Here is a 23,387-nt window from a genome sequence, read left to right as displayed (position 1 = left end):
AGTGTTAAATTAACAGAAGGTTAATCTATAATAGTACGTTAAATTTAATAATAAATCAAAAACATAGCAATAATATTTTTAAAGAGGAGATGGGAATCATAGAAAAATTAAATCAGGATAATGATAAGTCAATAATAGGTGGGAAAAAAAGTGGAATTACGGTGAAGAAGATAGTATATATGGCAGTGTTTATTGCCATAACGGCAGTTCTGTCTAGATTTTTTTCTATCCAATTAGAAATAATAAAAATAACATTTTCATTCATTCCAATAGCATTGGCAGCAATGATTTTTGGTCCAGCCTATGGTGGATTAGTTGCAGGAATAGAGGATTTATTAGGGGCTACACTATTTCCGAGAGGACCATTTTTCCCAGGATTTACAATGAGTGCAATTGTAGTAGGAGTAATATATGGAATAGTACTATATAAAAAACCTAAGACAACTATAAGATTTATAGTTGCATCTACACTAATTGCCATACTAGTGCATATTGGATTAAATACAGTTTGGCTTACAATTCTTTATGATAAGGGATTCATAGCACTTGCCAGTACTAGGGTTGTAAAAGCTTTAATAATGATACCAATAGAAGTAATTATGTTAAAACTATCTTGGAAGTATATTGGAGAAAAATTAGAAAAGACCATTTAAGGTATCTTCAAGATATTTATTTTCAGAGGCATAAATAAAACCCTAATTCTAGTTTAGTAGAATTAGAGTTCAAAAATTTTAACGTTATTTATGCCTGATAGAGGTTCATCAATAACTAAAGTGTTAGATTTAAGATTCATAGCATTTTTCATAAATGCTATGAATTTTTCCATTCCATGGATTGGAAAGTTCATTGAAGGTATTTTATAATGCATTGGAATCACTAACTTGCTTTGAAGTTTATTACAAAGTTTTGCAGCAGTCTCTGACTCAATAGTAAAATTACCACCAACAGGAATAAATAAAACATCTAGGCTACCAATTAAATCAATTTCTTTATCAGATAGCATATGACCTAAATCTCCTAAATGGCAAAATCGAAGTTCATCGATTTCAATTATGTATATTATATTTTCACCCCGTTTTGCACCTTTAACGTTATCGTGATAGCAGGGTATGCCTTGAATTTTAACAGAAGGCATTTCATAAACACAAGGGGTATTTATTATTATGGCACCAGGCGTTACTAAGTCAGTACAGTTATGATCAAAGTGATTATGGCTAATAGTTATAATATCAGCAGAGCCTTTATAAGGATCGCCACCTAAACATTCATCATATGGGTCCATTAATATTTTTTGGCCTAAAGAATTTTGGATTAAAAAGCAAGAGTGACCAAACCAAGTAATTATCATGTGAAAACACCACCTTTTAAATTGAGAATTATGAATTTAAAATTATAGATTATTATAATATCATTATTGACAAGAATCATAGAATTTAAAATTCAGACATAGAATTTTATAATTTATAAATTCCCTTTACATTGAAAAATATATGTAATATAATTATTATAAAATTAATTTTCAAAAACAATTATGTATATAAAAGCTAAGAATAGGAGAGTATTCTAAAGGAAACTTAAAGAGAGTGGGGACTGGTGGAAACCCATAGTTGAGATTAGAAGAAAATCACCTAGGAGCTGAGGACTGAAATTAAGTAGGTTTTTCCGTATTTCTGCGTTAAAGAATAGGATATGTTGGTATCTGAAAAAATTAACACTGTGGTGGTATAGCGAAGTAACTTCGTCCTTAGTTGGGCGGAGTTTTATTTTTATAATTTAAAATTGAAGATTAAAAATTATAAATTATAATTCACAATTTAAAGTCATTTTGCATTTTAAATTTTTAATTTAGAAAGGGAGGGTATTATGTACAAGAAAATCGACAATACAAAATCATTTATGGATATCGAAAAAGACATATTAAAACTTTGGGAAGAAAAAGACGTAATACAAAAGAATTTTGATTTAAATGATGAAGGGGAATACTTCACATTTTATGATGGTCCACCAACGGCTAATGGGAAGCCTCATATAGGTCATGTTATAACAAGAGTTATGAAGGATATAATTCCAAGATATAAAGTTATGAAGGGTTATAAGGTTTTAAGAAAAGCTGGATGGGATACACATGGACTTCCAGTAGAGCTTGAAATAGAGAAGAAACTTGGAATCTCAGGAAAGCCGCAAATTGAAGAGTATGGTGTAGAGAAGTTCGTTACAGAATGTAAAGATAGTGTATTCTCTTATGTTGAAATGTGGAGAGAGATGTCTGAGAGACTTGGATATTGGGTTGATATGGAGAATCCATATGTAACATACCATAATGACTATATAGAATCAGTATGGTGGGCATTAAAGAAAATGTGGGATAAGGATTTACTATACAAAGGTCATAAAGTAATGCCTTATTGCCCAAGATGTGGAACTACTTTATCATCACATGAAGTAGCTCAAGGATATAAGGATGTAAAAGATAGCTCTGCATATGTTAAGTTTAAAGTTAAGGGTGAAGATAAATCTATATTAGTATGGACAACAACTCCTTGGACATTACCAAGTAACGTTGCACTTGCAGTAAATAAATCTTATGACTATGTAGAGGTTTTACATGAAGGTGAAAATCTTATTCTTTCAAAAACACTTTTAAATAAGCTACAAGGCGAGTATGAAGTGGTAGCTGAGTTTAAAGGGGAAGCTTTACTTGGAAAAGAATATGACCAAATGTTTAACTTTGAAGTGCCAGAAGAAAAAGCTTTCTATATAGTTCATGGTGATTTCGTTACATTAACAGATGGTACTGGTATAGTTCATATAGCGCCTGCTTATGGTGATGATGATAACCAAATAGGAAAGAAATATGGTCTTCCAATGATAAATCTAGTAGATGGAGAAGGTAACTTTGTACCTGCAGTAACTCCATGGGCTGGAACATTTGTTAAAAAAGCTGATGAAAAGATTTTAGCTTATTTAAAAGAAAATAATATACTTTATAAAAGTGAAAAATTCACTCACTCATATCCACACTGCTGGAGATGTGACACACCACTTCTTTACTATCCAAGAGAAAGCTGGTTTGTAAGAATGTCTTCTGTAAGAGATCAACTTATGGAGAATAATAATAAAATTAACTGGTTACCAGACAATATAAGAACAGGTAGAATGGGTAAATTCCTTGAGAATGTAATTGATTGGGGTATTTCAAGAAATAGATACTGGGGAACTCCACTTCCAATATGGGAATGTGAATGTGGACACAGAGAAATGATAGGTAGCATCGAAGAACTGAACACTAAGGGTATAAATGTACCTGAGGGAATAGAACTTCATAAGCCATATATCGATAAAGTTAAGTTAAATTGCCCTCATTGTCAGAAGGAAATGACTAGAGTGGAAGAGGTTATTGACTGTTGGTTTGATTCAGGATCAATGCCGTTTGCACAATACCATTATCCCTTTGAAAACAAAGAGCTATTTGAAGCTAACTTCCCAGCACAGTTTATTTCAGAAGCCGTAGATCAAACAAGAGGATGGTTCTATACATTACTTGCAATATCTACAACAGTATTTGAAAATAAACCATTTGAAAACTGTATAGTATTAGGTCATGTCCTTGATAAAGATGGAATAAAAATGTCTAAGCATAAGGGTAATGTACTTAGTCCATTTACAGTTCTTGAAAATGAAGGCGCGGATGCTTTAAGATGGTACTTCTACACTGGTAGTGCACCATGGCTTCCATCAAGATTCTATGAGGATGCAGTTATAGATGCTCAAAGAAAATTCATAGGAACTCTATGGAATGTATATTCATTCTATGTTCTATATGCAGAACTTGATAACTTTAACCCAATAGAGTATAAAGACTTTAAGTCAGAAAATATAATGGATAAGTGGATGATGTCTAAGCTTAATACATTAGTAAAAAATACTGATGAGCATTTAGCTAACTACAGAATAACTCAAGGGGCTAAAGAACTTGAAGAGTTCGTAGATGAATTATCTAACTGGTATGTAAGAAGAAATAGATCAAGATTCTGGGGAGAAGAGCTTACAAATGGTAAAATAGGAGCATACATGACTTTATATAATGTGCTTGTAACATTCTCAAGAATAGCATCTCCATTCATACCATTTGTAACAGAAGAATTATATCAAAATCTTGTAGTTGCATTTGATACAGAAGCTCCAGAAAGTGTTCATTTATGTAAATGGCCAGAATATATGGAATGTGAAGTTGATAAAGAACTAGAAGATCAGATGGATAAGGCTTATAAAATAGTTAAACTTGGAAGAAGTGCTAGAAATGGTGCTAACATCAAGAATAGACAGCCACTTGGAATGATGCTTGTATCTGTAGATTCTCTTCCAGAGTACTATGGAGATATAGTTAAGGATGAGCTTAACATTAAAAATGTACAGCTTGGAGCTGACCTTTCTAAATATGTTAACTTTGAAATAAAACCTAATCTTCCAGTCCTAGGAAAAGCTTATGGAAAGATGATTCCAGGAATCAGAAAAGCTATCGGAGCTATGAACCAAATGGAACTTTCACAAAGAGTAAACAGTGGTGAAGTGGTAATGATAGATGTGGATGGAATTAAGATAGAACTTAACAAAGAAAATCTTCTTGTAACAATGCAAGGACTAGAAGGCTTTGCCTTTGCAGGAGAAGGTGAAATTGGAGTAGTTCTAGATACTAACATTTCTGAGGAACTTAGAGAAGAAGGTCATATAAGAGAAGTGCTAAGTAAAATTCAGAATATGAGAAAAGAGAGTGGTTTTGAAGTTTCAGATAAGATTAATTTATATCTATCAGGAAATGAAACCCTTGAAAGTATCGTAAGAAAATTTGAAGAGCAAATAAAGAGAGATACTCTTGCGGTAGAAGTAACTTATGGAAGTGATAAGGCTACTACTGAAGTAAAAATAAATGGAGAAAAGTTATTTTTACAAGTAGAAAGGGTATAATAGATATTAAATCTAAATTTATTAAATAATACTATGGCTTAGATAGGTATTCTAAATAGAATATCGCATCTAAGCCTTAGAGTTATTTTAAATTGAAAATTGAAAATTTAAATTAAAAAATTTATAATTTATAATTCATAATTTAAAATGTTTTAACCAAAGATGATAATTTAAGAAAGAGGTGATATATATTGGCAGCGTCAATTAAAGATGTAGCAAAAGAGGCAAATGTATCTATTGCTACAGTTTCAAGAGTACTAAATGACATAGATGTAGTAAATCAAGAAACGAAACAAAGAGTTTTAGATGCTATAGAACATCTAGATTATAGACCTAATATTTTAGCTAGAAGCTTAAAAACTCAAAGATCTAGCACTATTGGAATAATAATTCCTGACATATCAAACTCTGCTTACCCTGAGATTGTAAGAGGTGCAGAGGATTTAGCCAGTATTTATAACTATAATATAATGTTATGTAATACGGACTTAGATAAAGAGCGTGAAAAGGAAAGTTTCAATATATTAAGAGAAAAAATGGTAGATGGAATCATATACATGGGAGATTCCCTAGATGATAACATAAAATCAGCTATAAAATCAGTAGGGACACCAGTTGTATCTATCGGTACTATGGATGATGAGTTTGAGGTTCCAAGTGTAGGAATAGATAGTTATAAAGCAGCATATGAGGCTGTGGAATATCTAGTTAAAAAGGGAAATAAGAACATAGCATATATAGGCTATGGCAAGGAAGAAGCACTTGAACATGAAAAGATTTACAAGGGCTATAAGGATGCAATTGATCAATTTGTAGGTTTCAACGAAAACCTAATTTACCGTGAAAACATAAAATATGAAGATGGAATTGAAGGCATAAATACTATCATTAAAAATAATAAAGTAGATGCAGTATTATGCGGAAGTGACCAATCAGCCATTGGGGTTATTAATGCTTTAAGAGAAAATGGAATTAAAGTGCCAGAAGATATAGATGTTATGGGATTTGATAATATAGCATTATCTGCAGTATTTTACCCTAAGTTAACTACTGTATGCCGTCCTCTATACGATATGGGATCAGTAGGAATGAGGATTCTTATAAAGTTGATAAATAAAATTCCAATGGAGGAAAGTTATCATAGAGTACCGCACAATATTATAGAAAGAGATTCTTGTAAAATTTAAAATTAAGAATGCAGATTTAATGTGAAATTGAAAATGCAGAATTAATGTGAAATTGAAAATGAAAAATTTAAAATTAGGGAGAAAATTCCCACGGAATTTTTGGATAAACCAGAAATTCCGTGGGAATTTTTACTTTAATTTTCAATTCTTAATTTATAATTTTCAATTCATAATTCTCAATTTCTATCCATAGATATAGCGTGTGCATCTTCGGATGTCTTATTATCTATAACATTCTTCACGGAAGATGATTTACCTTCTTTAACAAAGGCAGTTTTACTCATATCAGGCGGTGAAAATACTCCAGCACCATTTATACATCCACCATTACACATCATGCCTTCAATGAAGTTTCCTTGTAATTTATTGACTTTACCAAGTGTTAAAGCTCTTTTTATTTCTAAAGGACCAGAAACTTTAATTGGTTTAAATTCTGCAGTAATATTTTCAGTTTTTATATAATTTTCTACAGATGCTGTAAGGCCACCAGCCATACCAAAACCTCTTCCGAAAATAGAACCATCATTAACTTCATCCTCACCACATTCTGATGGGTTAACATCAAAAGCATCAAAGAGAGCAGTAAGTTCTTCGAAGGTTAATACATAGTCTACAGCTCCAGCTACATCAGCTCTTTTAGCTTCAGCTTTTTTTGCAGTACAAGGCCCAATGAAGACTACCTTGACATCAGGATCTTTGGATTTTAATAGACGAGCCATTGCTATCATTGGGGATACTGTATTTGAAATACGAGATACCTCACTTGGGAATTTCTTTTCTATATAGCTAAAGAATCCAGGACAACAAGAGTTAGTCATATAAGAATCGCCATTTTCCATTCTTTCCGCAAATTCATTGGCTTCATGAATAGTTACTATATCCGCTCCACAGGAAGCTTCATACATGTCATTAAAGCCCATAGATTTAAGAGCTGATTTTACTTTTCCAATGGAAACATCTTGTCCAAATTGACCAGAAATAGAAGGTGCTACGATAGCAACCATAGGTTTGTTTGTATGTAATCTTTTTGCTACAGGAACTATTAAACTTTTATCAGAGATAGCTCCAAATGGGCAAGCTGTCATACAAGCACCACATTGCACACAATCTTCATTTTTTATTATGGCACGTCTATTATGATCATTTACACTAAGAGCTCCAGTCGGACAACCAATCTTACATGGACGGAGTACCTCAGAAATAGCATTATAAGGACAAACCTTTTTACAAAGCCCACATTCCTTACATAGATCTTGGTTTATGTAGGACTTACCGCTTACTGTCATCATGGCATTAGCAGGGCAAACTTCTTTACATTTATGTGTAATACATCCTCTGCAAGCTTCAGTTACGGTGTATTTATTTATAGGACATCTATCACAGGCAGCCTCTATAATATACATGATTTGATCAGAATTTCTAATATCAATAAGATCGCTATATTCATCATCTATTGGCATATAGCCAGCTGCTAGTTTAGCCCTTTGATTTACTATAGCTCTTTCTTTAAATACGCAACATCTATACATTGCAGTATCTTCATCCACTATAAATTTATGTATATTAAATATTTCTTTTGTGGTTAAGTTATCATTAATAGCAAGAAGTGCTATTTGTTTTAATACTTCGTGTTTAATTTTTTTTAGAGTAGTTTCAAAAGTAAACATATAATAATCCCCCCTGAAGTTTAAATAATATTGTTAATTTTTTAACTATACTGATTATATTATTATATCCATACAAATGCAATATGCAATAGAAAAAGTATTTTTAGCTTTAACATTGGAAATAATATTATCTAGGCATTTGAAAATAAATAATAAGTCAAAGATGCAAAGAATGTTTTGAGGTACACAAGGAGATAGGTTCCGTGAATAGCATAACTATCTAAGGGGTATGTTGACACAGTATAACTCAAAATAGTCGAGTATACTAATGTATTTATTTTTGAAGATACCTTATGACTAAAATCAAAATGGTGGAAGGTATTTTATGAATAAGATGAGTAGTGAAAAAGAAAAATTGGAAATGAAAGTTGGACAGTTGCATAGAGAGGTTATGGCAAAGGGTATCCCCCTCATAATTATATTTCAAGGAAAATTCAAGGGTGAAGAAAAGAAAATTATTAATTCGGTTCTCAGTATAATGGATTATAGGGTTACAAAATTACATACGAATAATAGCAAAGAAGCACATAAAAATCATAATAAAAATATGGATGGGGTAAAAGAATTTTGGATTAACATTCCTAAAGGTGGTAATACATCGATATTTTATACGGATGATTATTTTGGACTTATGGATAATAGAAAAAATCTTGAGTATATAAGAGTATTTGAAGAATCATTAATTCAGGAAAATTATATAATAATAAAATTTATTTTTGAAAAAAATAGAAATAAAAACTATGGAAATAACATAGAATTTATTAAAGCGGCTACTGTAGATAAAAGTTGTTTTAAACAGATTGATTTAGAAAACAATCATAATATTATTGAGGTCTATGAAGAGCTAATTGAGAAATTAACCAAGGCTAAAACACAGGGGAGAACTATAAAAAGTGAGAATATAAAACTTGATATAGATAAAAAAGACTTTTTGAAGATTGAGACTTTAACAGTCCCAATAAATAAAAAAGTATATATCAAAAGAATTAAAGAACTAGAAATCTCGATGTATAAGTTACAAAAGCAGTTAGTAAAAAAGAAAAAATCCTTAATAATAGTATATGAAGGCTGGGATGCATCGGGAAAAGGTGGTAATATAGGACGGGTAGTAAAAAGGTTAGACCCAACGTTGTATAAAGTTATACCTATATGTGCACCAACCGAAGAAGAAAAATCATATCACTACATGTGGAGATTCTGGAAATGGGTTCCGGAGAATGGTAATATAGTGATATTTGATAGATCCTGGTATGGAAGAGTGTTGGTAGAGCAGGTTGAAGAGTTATGTGAACCTTACAAATGGGAAAAGGCCTATGATGAAATAAATATGTTTGAAGAATACCTCACTAATAATAATTGTATATTAATAAAGATATTTCTGAATATATCAAACAAAGAGCAGTTAAAAAGATTTAATCGAAGACAGAACAATCCATTAAAATCATATAAAATAACCCAGGAGGATTGGAGAAACAGAGAAAAGTGGGATGAATACAAGGATGTAATAAATAAATGCATAGATATTACATCTAAAGATTATAACCCATGGGTAGTCATTGATGGTGATTTGAAATATAATGCAAGGGTGGAAGCTTTGGATTATATATGTAAGGTACTAAAGAAAAACTTATAATTTGAATCAAAGATTTAGTATGAAATGGTGGCAGCTATAAGGAGTGAAGAAAAATGAAAAATAGAAAGAATTTAATAGTAAAAAATAAAGCTAATCTAATATGGAGAAGTAAAGAGGACAATGCGTTCACTATAGGTGAAGTATTGAATTGTGATAGAAGCTACTACTTTAGTTACAATCAAGTCGAGGTTAAAAGGGCAGTAGAGGAAGGGTTTGAACTGCTACTAGGTTTTCCGAGGGTGAATTCTAAATATTTTAGCGAAGAAAATTTCAAGCTATTTACTGGATGGGCAAAAGAATACCAAAAGGTAGAAAGTAAGAACTTTGAAATACTGAAAGGTCTTACCCATGGAGCATTTAGATTTGAAGAGGTTATGGAAGTTGATAATGAAGAAGCAATTAATGTAGAATAAAGTAAGGATTACGATATGTATCATAATTAATATATTTTATTTGAAAAATCCATTACGGGTTTTATTCTAATTTTTTTATGCTAGATTTTTAAATTCAAACTTTAAATCTTAAATCTTAAATCCTAAATTTTGAATTTTGAATTTTGAATTTAAAACTCAACCTAACAATGTGAATACCATGATAAAACAGAAATCAACAGCTGTTTTATCATGGTATTTTACATATGAAATAGCAAAGTGTATTTGTAAATTTTAGTAGTACATTTTATGAAGATGTACTATAATTGTGTAGATGTATATTAACTGTGATTATGATATATCTAGAATATAATATGATATTAAATTTAAATCTTATGATATTTATTATGCATTTACATATTCGATTAAGTAATTTCTAATTTATTTTAAATTAGTGGTGCTTAGAAGAAAATTTGGAGGAAGATTAAATGGTTTTTACGTCTACGATATTTATGTTTGTATTTTTACCTGCAATTATAACTACATACTTTTTAATTCCAGAAAAATATAGAAATATATTACTGCTATTAGCAAGTCTTTTTTTCTATGCGTGGGGAGAGCCTAAACATATTGTAGTAATGCTTGTATCAATATTAATTAACTACTACTTTGGATATAAGGTTCATGAAAATGCTGAAAATAGCAAGAAAAAAAGAAATTCGTTAATATTAGCAATAATAGCTAATCTATCAATGTTAATGTTCTTTAAATATGGGAACTTCATTGTAAATAATATTAATAGTATGTTAGGTTTAGTCAGGGTAAATCAGCAGATTAATATAAATCCAATTCATTTACCAATAGGAATATCTTTCTTTACATTTCAAGGATTATCCTATGTATTAGATGTATATAAAAACGAAGCTAAAGTTCAGAAGAATATATATAATTTAGCATTATATATATCATTATTTCCACAGTTGATAGCGGGTCCAATAGTAAGATATCAGGATGTGGCAGATGAAATAGAGAAAAGGGAAGTCACAACAGAAAAGTTTGCAGCTGGTATAAAGAGATTTGTAATTGGATTTGCAAAGAAAATCTTAATAGCAAATCAATTAGGACTTGTAGCAGATAAAATTTTTAGTATAGAGATAGCTGGTGTACCAACATCGGTAGCGTGGCTTGGAGTTATATGCTATACAATGCAGATATACTATGACTTCTCAGGATATTCTGATATGGCAATAGGTCTTGGGAAAATATTTGGGTTTACATTCTTAGAAAATTTCAATTTTCCATATGTATCAAAATCTATAACTGAATTTTGGAGAAGGTGGCATATATCGTTAACTACTTGGTTTAGAGATTATGTTTATATTCCACTTGGAGGTAACAGAAAAGGACAAGCTAGGAGTTACATAAATCTTTTTATAGTATTTTTATTGTCAGGATTGTGGCATGGAGCTAGTTGGAACTTTGTTTTTTGGGGAGTTTATAATGGTGGATTCTTAGCATTAGAAAAAGCCGGATTTGGGAAGTTTTTAAATAAGTTATGGAAACCTCTTAGACATATTTACACCATGGTAATAGTAATGGTAGGATGGGTATTCTTTAGAATTGAAAATTTAGCAAGTGCTGTAGAATATTTAAAACATATGTTTATATATGAAGCTCCAACAAACTTACATTATATGAATTTATATATAAATCCTAAAATTGTACTTGTGTTGATAATGGCAGTAATACTTTCTGCACCAATACTAAAGTATATGAAAAGTGGTATAGATAAAATTATGGGGGATAAGGTTATTTATAATGTGGCTATAAACATTGGAATTATGGCATTATTGATAATATGCCTTATAGTACTAGCTGGAAGCACCTATAATCCATTCATATACTTTAGATTTTAACATTGAGGTGAAAAAATGAGAAATAACAGAAAAATAATGGTTAAACCTACTGCAGCATTTATAATAACATTTATGACGATTATCTTAATTATAACAGCCTTATATGTTGGGATGTTTGGAACTAACATAAAGGTTGAAATGCTAGTTAGGACAGAGAGTGACAATGGATTTACATTGTTTTATACAGATAAGAAGGTACCTATATATAATGATGAAATGGCAGTTAAGGTGGTTAATTCCAAAAGCAATGAATTTAACAATATAAAATTTACAATACCAGGTAGAGAAATAGAAGGTCTTAAGATACACTTTGGATATGAGACACAAACAGTTCAAGTGAAGAAACTAATAGTAAAAACTCCATTTAAAAGGTTTGTAATATTACCAACTGATATAAAATCTATATTTACAGAGGTATCTCCTGATGTCGAAGAACTTACCATAGAGGATGAAGTTTTGACTATGAAGCCTAAATCGGCAGATGCATATGTATATTCAGATGAAATGGGAAGGCTTATAAAAGAGTCCAGAGTAAACTTAATACCACCAATTTTAATATTTATACTTGCAATTATATTAACTAAAGTTTTACTAAGTATATATGATTACTTAGTGGTAAAAGGGGTTAAACCTAGGGATTTCTCCTTAGTAGCTTTATTTATATTTGTGTTGTATGCACCTACACTTTTCACTATATCGGGTATAAGTGATGGAGAAAATACTGAAAAGGGAGGGGCGTCATACGTGTCAGATAAGAATGCTGGGACGCTAAATGCACTTATACGTAAAGTTGAATCTGCATATGATAATAATTTTGGATTGAGAAATTTACTAATAAGACTAAATAGTTCAATGAACTTAAACTTATTTAACATACCATCTACAGATAAGGTGGTTTTAGGAGAAGAAGGCTGGCTATATTATGGGATAGATGAAGGCCGAAATGTAACAGAACAGTTCAGAGGGATAACTAAATTTACAGATGAAGAACTAGCAAAAATAAAAACTAATTTAGAAGAAAAGAAAAGGTTTCTTGAGAGTAAAGGTACACCATTCATATTAATGATAACTCCAGATAAAGAGAGTATATATCCAGAGTATTATAATAAGGAATATAAAGTAGTTAGTGAAGAAACTAGGTTAGATCAATTGGTGGAATATCTAGATGAAAATTCAGATATACATGTAATCGACTTGAGAGAAGAGTTAATTAGTAAAAAATCAGAGGAACTATTATATTATGTAACGGATAGCCATTGGAATGAATACGGAGCATATTATGGATATAAAGTATTAATCGAAGAAATAGGGAAATACATTCCTATAGTAGAGCCAAAGAAATTAGATGAATTTGATATAGTTAAGGATTATAGGGAAATTGGTGGAGGTGATTTAGCGAATATGTTAAGTCTTCCTAAAAGATACCCTGAAGAGCATATATTATTAAAACCAAAAGTGATTAGAACATCTAAGCCATTTGTAGATTATAATTATGAATTAATTCGTGGTGCAGTTATGAAAAACAAAGATAATACGATGCCAAGACTATTAATGTTTAGAGATTCATTTACGGTGGCATTAGGTCCATTTATATCAGAACATTTTAGTGAAACTGTATATCAATGGGATCAATACTTTGATATTGATTTAGTGAATGAAGTAAACCCAGATATTATAGTTCAACAGATTGTTGAGAGGAATATTGGGAAATTATTAATGGATAATCCACAAGAAATAAAGGAGTCTCAGCAACAATAGCTGAGACTCTTTCTAAAAAGTTGAGATATTTTAAAAAGTGAAATATTAAGAATATGTTTACTGAAAACAAATTTTACATTTATTGATTATATGCTATAATGCCTATAGATATGTGATATATAAAGTTAAGCAGCACATATATAATTATAAATTATTAAAATAATAATCTTAGAATAAAGGAGAAAATAAGAATTGATATGGATAAATGCAAAATATTAACCAGATTAAGGAGGATTTATCTCCTTATTAGAGCGATACCTAAAACAGTATATTTCAACATGAAATACTTACCACTCTCACAGGCGATAAAAATGCCAGTATTGGTATCTCATAGAATGTGGATTATGAACTTAGGTGGACAAGTGACTATAGATAACAGAGAAATCAAGCCTTTTATGATAAGGCTAGGATTCAATGAAGTGGGAATCTTTGATCAGATGAGGTCAAGAGGGGTTTGGAATGTAAATGGTAAAGTGATATTTAAGGGTAAAGCAGCAATAGGGCATGGAAGTAAAATATCAGTAGAATCTAAAGGTGAACTTGAATTTGGTGAAAACACTATAATAACAGCAGAGAGTTCTATTATATGTAGAAAAAATATAGTAATAAAAAGTGATGTTATGATTTCCTGGGAAGTACAAATAATGGATACAGATCTTCATGCAATAATTGATAAACAGGGCGATATAATAAATGAAGATGAGAAAGTAGAGATAGGTCATGGAGTTTGGATAGGATCTAGAGCCATGATTTTAAAAGGCGTAATCTTAAAGCGTGGAGTCATAGTGGCTGCATCAACAGTAATTTCAAAATCAACAAACAAAATTATAAAAGAGTGCTCATTGGTAGGAGGAAACCCTGTAAAGATATTAAAGGAAGATGTAACCTTTAAAGCATAGAATGTGGGGATATTTAGATATGATGAAAACTTTAATAAAAGATAAAAGGATAATAGACTTAGCTTATACATTAGGTGGCAATGTAATAGCATTATTAACCGGCATTATCCTAACATTTATAATTCCTAAAATATTACCTATGGATGAATATGGATATTTTAGGATTTTTACATTTTACTTAGGGTATGTAGGTCTGTTTCATCTAGGTTTTAACGATGGAATATATATGAATTATGGTAAATATGATTATGATACTTTGCCTAAGGAAAAGTTTAGAACATATTTTAAGTTTCTATGGATATTTCAGGGCGGGTTAGCGATTATAGTAATGGCAATTGGAATGCTACTAATAAAAAATCCTATGAGACAGCTAATATGTGTATTTCTGGCTATAAATATATTTGTATTAAACCTTACTTGTTATTTTGAATTTATTAGTCAGTGTGTAAGAGAGTTCAAAGTGTACTCTAGAAATATGGTATTATCCAAGGTATTATTTATATTATTAGTAATTCCATTGATATTACTTGATTATGCAAATGCTATATACTTAATAGTATTTCAAACCATTGTTAATATAACAATATTAGTTATATATATAATAAAATATAGACAGATAAACTTTGGATATAAAAAATCCTTGATATCCATAAAAGATGATATTAAATCAAATATATCTTTAGGTTTCTTTATAATGATTGGTAACTTTGTTAGTATTATAATAATCGGAGTAGATAGAATATTTATAGATAAATTTTTTACTATAGAAGACTTTGCTATGTATTCTTTCGCTGTATCATTACTCTCTATGGTATATATATTGTTAAATGGTATACGAACGGTAGTATATCCATACCTAGCAAGAAGTAATGAGAAAAACCAAGGGAAAACTTACGAAACTATGAAGACTGTAGTATTTATACTTCTTGGATATTGTCTTGCTACCTATTTTGTATTTAAGGGCATAGTAGGAAGCTTTCTTCCAGATTATATAGATGCACTGTCTATTACTGCAATAATATTTCCTACTATAATATTAAGTGGAGAAATAAACATAGTTTCCTCTAACTTTTATAAGACCTTGAAATTAGAAAAATATTATACTAAGAATAATTTATATGCAGTAATAATTTCGTTAATTACCATACTTATAGCATTTCTTTTATTTAGAACTAAGGAAGCTATAGCAGTATCATCCTTAATATCCTTTTATTTATGGGGATTATACGGAGATAAATTTTTTAGAAAACATATAGGCGCAGTAACTTTAAAACATCATATAGCAGAGATTATAACCATAGGATTATTTTTGTACTTATCATTTAATTTTAAGTGGTATATATCTATGGTCATATATATTATTGGATTTACAGCTATTGTAGTTGCTATATTTTTACCAAATATAAAAGAACTTAGAGATACTCTAATGAAAAGGAGTTAGTATATGAAAAATAAAATATTTGTAAATGGAACTATATTAAATGAGAGTCCTACGGGACTTGGAGTGTATGCAAAAAATGTTATAAATAAACTTAAGAATATTACTGAAATAAAGGTTATTGCACCTATTCATATAGAAGGTGTAGAAGTTATAAAAACTACAAAATATGTAGAACCAACATATAAGAAAAAGGGCGGAATAGTAAGATTTCTATACACGCAATTTACCATGCCTTTTAAAGTGGAAAAAGGTGGACTGTTATATCATCCATTTCAATATCTTTGTGTTTTGAGCGGAAGGAAGCAAATAATAACAATACATGATTTTATTCCAATGTATTATAAAGAAGTAGCATATCATCAATACCTATACTATAAATATTTTATGCCACTACTTTTAAAGAGAGCTTATAAGATTATATGCATATCAAACAATACGAAGGATGATTTATTAAAATTTTATAAGGTAGATAAGAGTAAAGTCCATGTTGTATACAATGGATATGATGGAGCTTTGTTTAATGAAGAAAATGTAAAAGACGATATTTTGCGAAAGTACAATATAGATTACAGATATATGGTTATGATAGGTGGCGGATATAGTCATAAAAACTTGCATAGAGCAATAGAAGCTTTTAGTGATATAGACGATAGAAAAGGAATGAAGATTGTAATTGTAGGAAAAACGTCTGCATATATGGAAGAAGTTAAAAGCCTAGCTAAAAAGTTAAACTTAGACAAGGATGTAATATTTTTAGGATACGTACCAGATGTGGACTTACCTACTATTTATGGTAAATCACAAGGACTTATATATCCATCTCTATATGAAGGGTTCGGGCTGACAATTTTAGAGGCTTGGGCATGTGATACCTTAGTGTTATGTTCAAACAATTCGTCATTAAAAGAAGTAGCAAAGGATGGGGCAATAACTTTTAATCCTGAAAGGGTAGAGGAAATTAAGGAAGCCATAGAATTAGTTATTAATGATGAAAAAATAGAAGAAATTGAGAAATTGAAATTAAGATCAAAAGAGTTGTTAAAAGACTTTTCGTGGGATAAGACGGCAAAGGAAATCTATGAAGTAATGAATCAGTAGAAGGGGTGTAGGATAAACGTGTATGAAATTTTAGCAGTAATTCAACTTATACTTTTTATATTAGTAATACGAGGGTTTATAAGAAAAAGAGGAATAATATTTTTAGTAGACCAAGGAAAAATTATGTTTATGCTATGGACAATAGCAATAATACTATATAATTTCAAATTTAGTAGTCTTTACACACCAACTATGTTAATAAACATAATAGTAATATCCATATCCCTTAGCTTTTTTGCACTGTCAAAATACATTTCTCTTGAAGAACGGGATATAGACAATATGTTTTCTGACTTTAAAGATGGCAAAGGTAAATATAAAATATATAGCACATTATCTAATCTAATATTTATAGCGGGACTAGCTATGTTTTCTATAAATGTTTATAAATATGGATTAGCAATTTTGGCAGACAATAAGATAGATAAACAAAGCTTGGAACATTTTGCTACCTACGTGGTATACATGTTAGTTCTATGTGGAGAGATAAAGTATATTTTATATAGGAATTATAAAAGAAAATTAGATCTTGCAGTGTTAATAGGTGCAGTGGGAATACTGTTTCTAACTCTAAATAGAGGACCAATTGCATTTATGATTATTACATTGGGAATATATGAAGTATTTAACTTTATCAATATAAAGAAGACATTAACGAGAAAGCAAATATATCTTACCTATGGTGGATTTTTTGGAGTGCTACTAATATCTATATGTTTTTTTGGGTATGTAGGGAATCTAAGAATGGATTTCGTTCTTGAGAATGTCTACAATAGAACATTATGGGAACACTATGGTGTTAGTGAAGTAATGCCATCCTCTATTATATGGGTATATATATACCTTACAAGCCCACTACAAAACGTAGCTTACAGCTTAGCTAACCAAGTATTACTTGGTCATAGTTTTTTTGCGAATTTGTTTTATCCATTTGTAAAATTTGGAGCTAACCTTATAGGGCAAGGAGATGCACTTAAGGATTGGATAGTATCAAAAGGCGTATACATACCACAACTTCAAAATGAGGTTGGATTAAATGCAATGACATTCATACCAGAATCTTTTCAAGATGGTGGGGTATTTGGATTTGTAGTTTATTTATGTATATACTTATTGTTAGCTTATATATCAATAAAGATTATAAAGCAGAAGAAATTATCACCTATGGGGAAGGTTCTTATATATGGGAACATAACTAGTATTTTGCTTTGGAGTATATTTGTAAACTCCTTTAGGATTCCAATACTAATAATGAACATATTTTTGGTTTTAGCTGTAGAATTCTTATTAGGAAAAAGAGAAAGTTGGATTAAGCCATGGATGAAAAAGTTTATATAATACTTCTGAATTATAAGGGGTATGAGGATACTATGGAATGTATAAAATCCTTAGAAAGTATTACTTATAAAAATTATAAAATAGTAATAGTGGATAATAACTCTCCAGATGATAGTTATAGTAAAATTTCTAAAGAGTTAAAGAAAGATCATATACTTATAAAGGCAGAAGATAATGGCGGCTTTGCAAAAGGAAATAATATAGGTATAAAATATGCTCTTAATAATGGAGCAGATTATATACTATTAATTAATAATGATACATTAGTTGAGAAAAACCTAATAGAAGAACTGCTAAAGCCATTTAAGCGTGAGAAAAACTTAGGACTTACCACAGGAAAGATATACTATGAAGGAAAACGAGATACCTTATGGTTTGCTGGAGGTACATTTAACGAAAAAAGATTTTACGGAATGCACCTAGGTGAAGGGGAAAAAGATATAGGTAAGTATGATAAGGATAAGGAAATAACTTTTTCTACGGGATGTCTTATGATGATAAAAAGAGAAGTCTTTGAAGAGATTGGATATCTTCCAGAGGAATACTTTATGTATTATGAAGATGTTGATTATTGCCTTAAGCTGAGACAAGCAGGATATAGACTATGGTTTAATCCTAAAGCTGTTATATATCATAAAGTAAGTGCATCAACAGGTGGGGAAGCTTCACCATTTGCATTGAAATTGAATACTAGAAATAGAATTGTATTAATGAAGAAACATAAAAAAAATCTAATGTTTTTTTATGCGACAAGAATTATAGTAATTATTAGATATGCTGTTAAGGGAGAAACACAAAGATGTAAAGGTGTTATAGAGGGGATAAAAGAAGGAATTAAAGTAAAATGAATTAAAATAAATGGTTTAAATTTAAATAAGAGTGGAGAGGTATAAAATCTAAAAAAGATTTTATACCTCTTCTTTTTTATGTTTATATTAAAACAATTAGAATTTAAAAAAGAGTTATTTTAGTTGAAATATAGAGAATATAAAAAAAATATCACAAATTATAGGTAAATACTTGAAAAAAATATTGTTATAGTATACAATAGTGGATAATGATAGGTAATAAAGATTATATTGGAGTTAAAACCAATAACCATACTTTGAAACCTAAAAAATACAAAAATGTGGACAACGGTACTTTTTTATATTATAATTACAGTATTGTAATTATTGTATGTAAATTTGAATATAATTACCTATAAGGATTTTCAAAGTCAAAGAGTATTTAATTGAGTATAATAAGTTAAGTTCATCTAAGATGGACTAGCTTTTGGCTCATTATATAAATTTTATTATCTAAATTTAGGAGGGAAACTTAATATGAGTAAAAAAAGCACAAAGGTGTTAAGTGGAGCATTAGCTACTAGTCTTATGATGGGGGCTATGCCAGTATTTGCAGCAGACGCAACTGCACCAGATTATGATGCATTATATGCGGCAGCATTAACAGCAGCACAAAAAGCTGAAACAGACAAAACACAGGTAGCGGTTACAGCTGCAAGAACAGCAATAAAGCCATTACTTGATGCTTACAAAAATGGAGAAACATGGTTAGAGTCAATGGTTGGAACTCTATCAAGCATGGTAGATGCAGTTCAACAGAACTTATTTAATGAATTCTACGCTATACTTTATGTTAATGGGGGATTAAAACCAACTTTAACTCAAGCTGAAATAGACCAAGCTAGAGGATATGTAGATGGATTTAAAACATATGAAGGAAATACAGAATATATTACATCATGGTCTTCAGCAGTAGATACATTCCAACAAGCTAAATTTGATGTTGCTTTCGCAGCAGTTGAAAAAGCTAAAAAATCAGGATTAAAAGTTGACGTAGATGCAGCTCAAGTATTATTAGATGAAATAGCAACTTCTAAAGTTGAGTCAGTTAAAGCATGGGCTAAGACAGTACAAGCTCAATTAGATACTGCTATTGTTGATAAAGCAACTCCAGCGGTAGTTTTAGCTGAAAAAACATTATTAGAAGCAGATCTTAAAGCAGCAAAAGAATTAGTTGCTGAGCTTAAAGAGTCTGATACTAAAATATTATTAGAAGCAAGACTTGCTAAAGTTCAATTAACAATCAATGGAATAATAGCATCAGTAAATGCAGCTGATACAGAAGTTAAATTATATGCTGCAATAAATAGAGCTCCATTTATAGGTGTTGATGTAAAAAATATAACTGCTTACAAAGCAGCTATAGCTTCAGATAACACAACTATAGCTGGAATTCAAGATAAGATTAATTTAGTAAACAGTGGATTAACAGAAGCAGCTATAGGTACTCTAGTAGAGACTGCAAAAACAGCGATGACTGCGGTAACTACTACTCCAAATGGTTCAACATCTGTTAATGGTGTAGCTGTGAAAAATGTTGTTATTGCTCAAGAAGCTGTAACTGCATTACCTGCAGTATTACCAGAATCAGTTGCAGCTAGCAAAGGTGTAACAACTGATTATAAAGCAAAAGCACAAGTTATAATTGAAGAAATGAAAGTTGTAATTCCAGTAATGGATGCTACAAATCAAATACAATTATTAGCTGCACTTCAAAACCCAGCATTTGCAAGAGTTAATGCTGACTTTATAGCAGAATATGAAACAACTAAATCTGCAAAAACAGTTGTAGCTATACAAACAATAATTGATACTAAAAACGTTGCAAAAACAACAGAAGTAGTTGCAGCAGCAGAAACAGGTTTAACTACTGATAAAGTTAATGCTGCACAAGTGTTAGTAAGTGCTTTAAAAGCTGATGTAGAAGGCGTAACAACAAAAGCTGATTTACAAAAGAGATTAGATGTTGTTAAGGCTGTAATAGCTGTTAAAGAAGCAAAAACAGAAGCTACATTATTAACTGCTCTTAAGAGTACAGTATTAGCATTAACTGATGTTAATGAAGCAGTAATAAAAGAATATAAAGCAATAATTGATGATGCTGTTAAAAATGCTACAGTAATTGATAAAGCAGCAGTTCAAACTATAGTAGTAAATCCAGGAAATGCTACAGCGTTAACAACTGCAGTAGGAAATGTAGTAACAAACTTCGCTACTTATACTCCAGCTACAGCTACAGCAGAAGTTAAAGCAAAAGCATTAGCAGAGTTAAACAGACTTGCAGATGTATCAATAGTTGATAAAGCTATTGTAGATGCTACATTAATAACAGAATATATGACAGCTATTAAAGCTGACTTAACTGGTTCTCCTACAATAACTGGAACAGATGTTGCTAAAGCAACAGCAGTTCAAGCTATAATCGTTAATGCAAACAAAGCAAAAGCAGTAGAAACAAGATTAGCAGCTGTAAACAATGCAACAACAGCAGCAGCTATGGCAGATGCATTAACTAAAGTTGCGTTAAATGAATCTCCTGCAATGGCAGATTACATCAACCTTTCTTCACAAGCGAAACTTGAGGTTGCTGAACTTGTAATGGTAGCAAGAAATGCAGTACCAACTACAGCTAAGTTTGAAAATACTGCAGCTGTAACAACTGCAATAACTACTGGAATCGGTGCTAGAACTACTTTCTTAACAAATGTAAATGCTGCAACTGATATATCAGCAATGAAAACAGCTTTAACTAGCGATGTTCTTTCAGGATTTGCAAAATTATCAGCAGATGTACAAGTTACAGTAGCTGAAAAAGTTCTTAATAAATTAGTAGAACTTAAAGCTCAAACTCCAAAAGCTCAATTTAACAATGTTTCTGAAGTTAAATTAGCAGCAGGACTATAATATATAGAAATAACAGTTAAATGTATTTCTTTAGAGTGTTAAAGTTCTAGAAATTTCTAGTGATAAACTATGAAAAAATAGTTATATAAAGAGAGAATCGTCAGAGATGGCGGTTCTCTTTTGATTTTATTAACTTATAGTTAAACAACTTAACTTTTAAACATTATTTCCATAAGAACAATATTTATGCATGAAATAAAGAAGATATTATACAAACTTACCTAAATTAATAGTATAATATATGTAAGTTTGATAAAATGGATTTTTTATCTATATGAATATTATGAACTAAAGCTATGGAGGGATTTTTTTGAAGGAAGATAAAATATTAATTATAGATTTGAAGAAAAGAATATGTGAAGACAGTGTGATTTTAAACATTGATGACAGTGAGGTTGTTCCAATTAACTTAGATTTTAATTTAATTGAAAAGAACAATGAGATTCTTCAGTGTATTAAAAGTATGGACATTAATAAAGGTATTATAATAATTAAAGAGTGCACGGAAATGGTTAGACAAGGATTTATTAAAAATACATATCCGGAAGAGGTTAAGAAGTATTCAAAACTAAGTAAGTTTATTGATGCTATGAATCTTGCTAATGATGCTATTAAGCAAAAAAAGTCTATGGACAATTTTCTTAAGTGTAGAGATATATTAAAAATACTAACTGGAATTGAAATTTATAATGACATATCAGATATAAGAGATGTCTATAATCACTTTCATGTGGAAATACTTAAAATCATAGATAGCTATGATATTTCTTTTTTAATTAAAGAACTTGAAGATAACTTGGATTCAGAAAAGAACATGGAAAAATCCATAAATATAGCGATTAAGGAAAAATCCATTATAGAGACTATAGATGAAGGAAAAAATCTACTGTTACATGTAGGTGAAATTAAGACAGGATTAATAACTGAGTTTAATAGTGGAACCAATACCAGTGGTGTAATAAGGAAACTATTTGGAGAATCCTATAAAGAAATCTTAAACTCCTCTGATTCATACAAATACTTAGAGTTATTAAAACCTAGTTATGAGAGCTATGATGAAATTAAAAAAGATATGGAATTTATAAATAATATATATTTAATGAATAATGCAAATAACTTTAATGATTATTATAATGCATTACTTTCACTTGATATAACTAAATTAATAAATATGACATCTTATTTAAGAGAATATATATCTAATAAAATCTTTGAAGAGAAGGTAAAATATTATTCTCTTGAGAAGATAGAAGATAGAATTAATACTATTATAAATGAAGTTAATCTTAGTAACTACCCTACAATGATTCCAATTTAATTAATTTGGTATATCTATGTAGAAAACTGTAATACCATATTAAA

The 23,387-nt window shown here is 30.2% G+C and carries 16 protein-coding genes and 1 other annotated feature; of the genes, 14 read left to right on the top strand and 2 right to left on the bottom strand.

Features of this window, described 5'->3' with window-relative positions; genetic code table 11:
- The first annotated feature begins 89 nt into the window (after positions 1-89).
- Entirely contained in the window at positions 90-653 is a 564-nt protein-coding gene (locus RSA29_RS15190; protein WP_346944005.1) for a folate family ECF transporter S component, read from the top strand.
- 62 nt (positions 654-715) lie between these two features.
- On the opposite strand, the gene RSA29_RS15185 is transcribed toward RSA29_RS15190, so the two are convergent.
- A complete protein-coding gene (locus tag RSA29_RS15185; RefSeq protein WP_346944006.1) occupies positions 716-1,348 on the bottom strand; it encodes an MBL fold metallo-hydrolase in 633 nt (210 codons plus the stop codon).
- 189 nt (positions 1,349-1,537) lie between these two features.
- Positions 1,538-1,749: a binding site (T-box leader), on the top strand.
- A gap of 114 nt (positions 1,750-1,863) precedes the next feature.
- Here RSA29_RS15185 and ileS point away from each other — a divergent pair.
- Positions 1,864-4,965 (top strand): isoleucine--tRNA ligase, encoded by a 3,102-nt coding sequence (gene ileS / locus RSA29_RS15180; protein ID WP_346944599.1) that lies wholly within the window; start codon positions 1,864-1,866, stop codon positions 4,963-4,965.
- A gap of 191 nt (positions 4,966-5,156) precedes the next feature.
- A complete protein-coding gene (locus tag RSA29_RS15175; protein WP_346943584.1) occupies positions 5,157-6,152 on the top strand; it encodes a LacI family DNA-binding transcriptional regulator in 996 nt (331 codons plus the stop codon).
- A gap of 176 nt (positions 6,153-6,328) precedes the next feature.
- Here RSA29_RS15175 and RSA29_RS15170 read toward each other — a convergent pair whose 3' ends face one another.
- Positions 6,329-7,819, bottom strand: a complete 1,491-nt coding sequence (locus RSA29_RS15170) for a 4Fe-4S dicluster domain-containing protein (RefSeq protein WP_346943585.1) — start codon at positions 7,817-7,819, stop codon at positions 6,329-6,331.
- Positions 7,820-8,144: 325 nt separating this feature from the next.
- On the opposite strand from RSA29_RS15170, the gene RSA29_RS15165 reads away from it, so the two are divergent.
- The 11 genes from RSA29_RS15165 to RSA29_RS15115 all read left to right on the top strand — a co-directional run bounded on the left by RSA29_RS15165 (position 8,145) and on the right by RSA29_RS15115 (position 23,343).
- Positions 8,145-9,452, top strand: a complete 1,308-nt coding sequence (locus RSA29_RS15165; protein ID WP_346943586.1) for a hypothetical protein — start codon at positions 8,145-8,147, stop codon at positions 9,450-9,452.
- 53 nt (positions 9,453-9,505) lie between these two features.
- Positions 9,506-9,865, top strand: coding sequence for a hypothetical protein (locus RSA29_RS15160; protein ID WP_346943587.1), 360 nt, complete (start codon positions 9,506-9,508; stop codon positions 9,863-9,865).
- 446 nt (positions 9,866-10,311) lie between these two features.
- Positions 10,312-11,739: an MBOAT family protein gene (locus tag RSA29_RS15155; RefSeq protein ID WP_346943588.1), complete on the top strand. Its 1,428-nt coding sequence runs from the start codon at positions 10,312-10,314 to the stop codon at positions 11,737-11,739.
- A 15-nt stretch (positions 11,740-11,754) separates the two neighbouring features.
- Positions 11,755-13,497, top strand: a complete 1,743-nt coding sequence (locus RSA29_RS15150; protein WP_346943589.1) for a DHHW family protein — start codon at positions 11,755-11,757, stop codon at positions 13,495-13,497.
- A gap of 197 nt (positions 13,498-13,694) precedes the next feature.
- A complete protein-coding gene (locus RSA29_RS15145; protein ID WP_346944598.1) occupies positions 13,695-14,396 on the top strand; it encodes an acyltransferase in 702 nt (233 codons plus the stop codon).
- A gap of 19 nt (positions 14,397-14,415) precedes the next feature.
- Positions 14,416-15,837, top strand: coding sequence for an oligosaccharide flippase family protein (locus RSA29_RS15140; RefSeq protein WP_346943591.1), 1,422 nt, complete (start codon positions 14,416-14,418; stop codon positions 15,835-15,837).
- Between the two features lie 3 nt (positions 15,838-15,840).
- On the top strand, positions 15,841-16,935 hold the full coding sequence (locus tag RSA29_RS15135; protein ID WP_346943592.1) for a glycosyltransferase family 1 protein: 1,095 nt from the start codon (positions 15,841-15,843) through the stop codon (positions 16,933-16,935).
- A gap of 18 nt (positions 16,936-16,953) precedes the next feature.
- Positions 16,954-18,273, top strand: coding sequence for a hypothetical protein (locus tag RSA29_RS15130; protein WP_346943593.1), 1,320 nt, complete (start codon positions 16,954-16,956; stop codon positions 18,271-18,273).
- On the top strand, positions 18,252-19,121 hold the full coding sequence (locus RSA29_RS15125) for a glycosyltransferase family 2 protein (protein ID WP_346943594.1): 870 nt from the start codon (positions 18,252-18,254) through the stop codon (positions 19,119-19,121). The genes RSA29_RS15130 and RSA29_RS15125 overlap by 22 nt, the downstream gene beginning before the upstream one ends.
- Positions 19,122-19,598: 477 nt before the next feature.
- Complete coding sequence (locus RSA29_RS15120; RefSeq protein ID WP_346943595.1) at positions 19,599-22,025, top strand: hypothetical protein; 2,427 nt, start codon at positions 19,599-19,601, stop codon at positions 22,023-22,025.
- A gap of 310 nt (positions 22,026-22,335) precedes the next feature.
- Positions 22,336-23,343, top strand: a complete 1,008-nt coding sequence (locus RSA29_RS15115) for a hypothetical protein (RefSeq protein ID WP_346943596.1) — start codon at positions 22,336-22,338, stop codon at positions 23,341-23,343.
- Positions 23,344-23,387: the final 44 nt, after the last annotated feature.

The organism is Clostridium sp., from assembly GCF_036660475.1.
Lineage (GTDB): Bacteria > Bacillota > Clostridia > Clostridiales > Clostridiaceae > Clostridium_J.
Note: the sequence above shows the minus strand (reverse complement) of the source record. Positions and strands in the feature narration are given on the sequence as shown.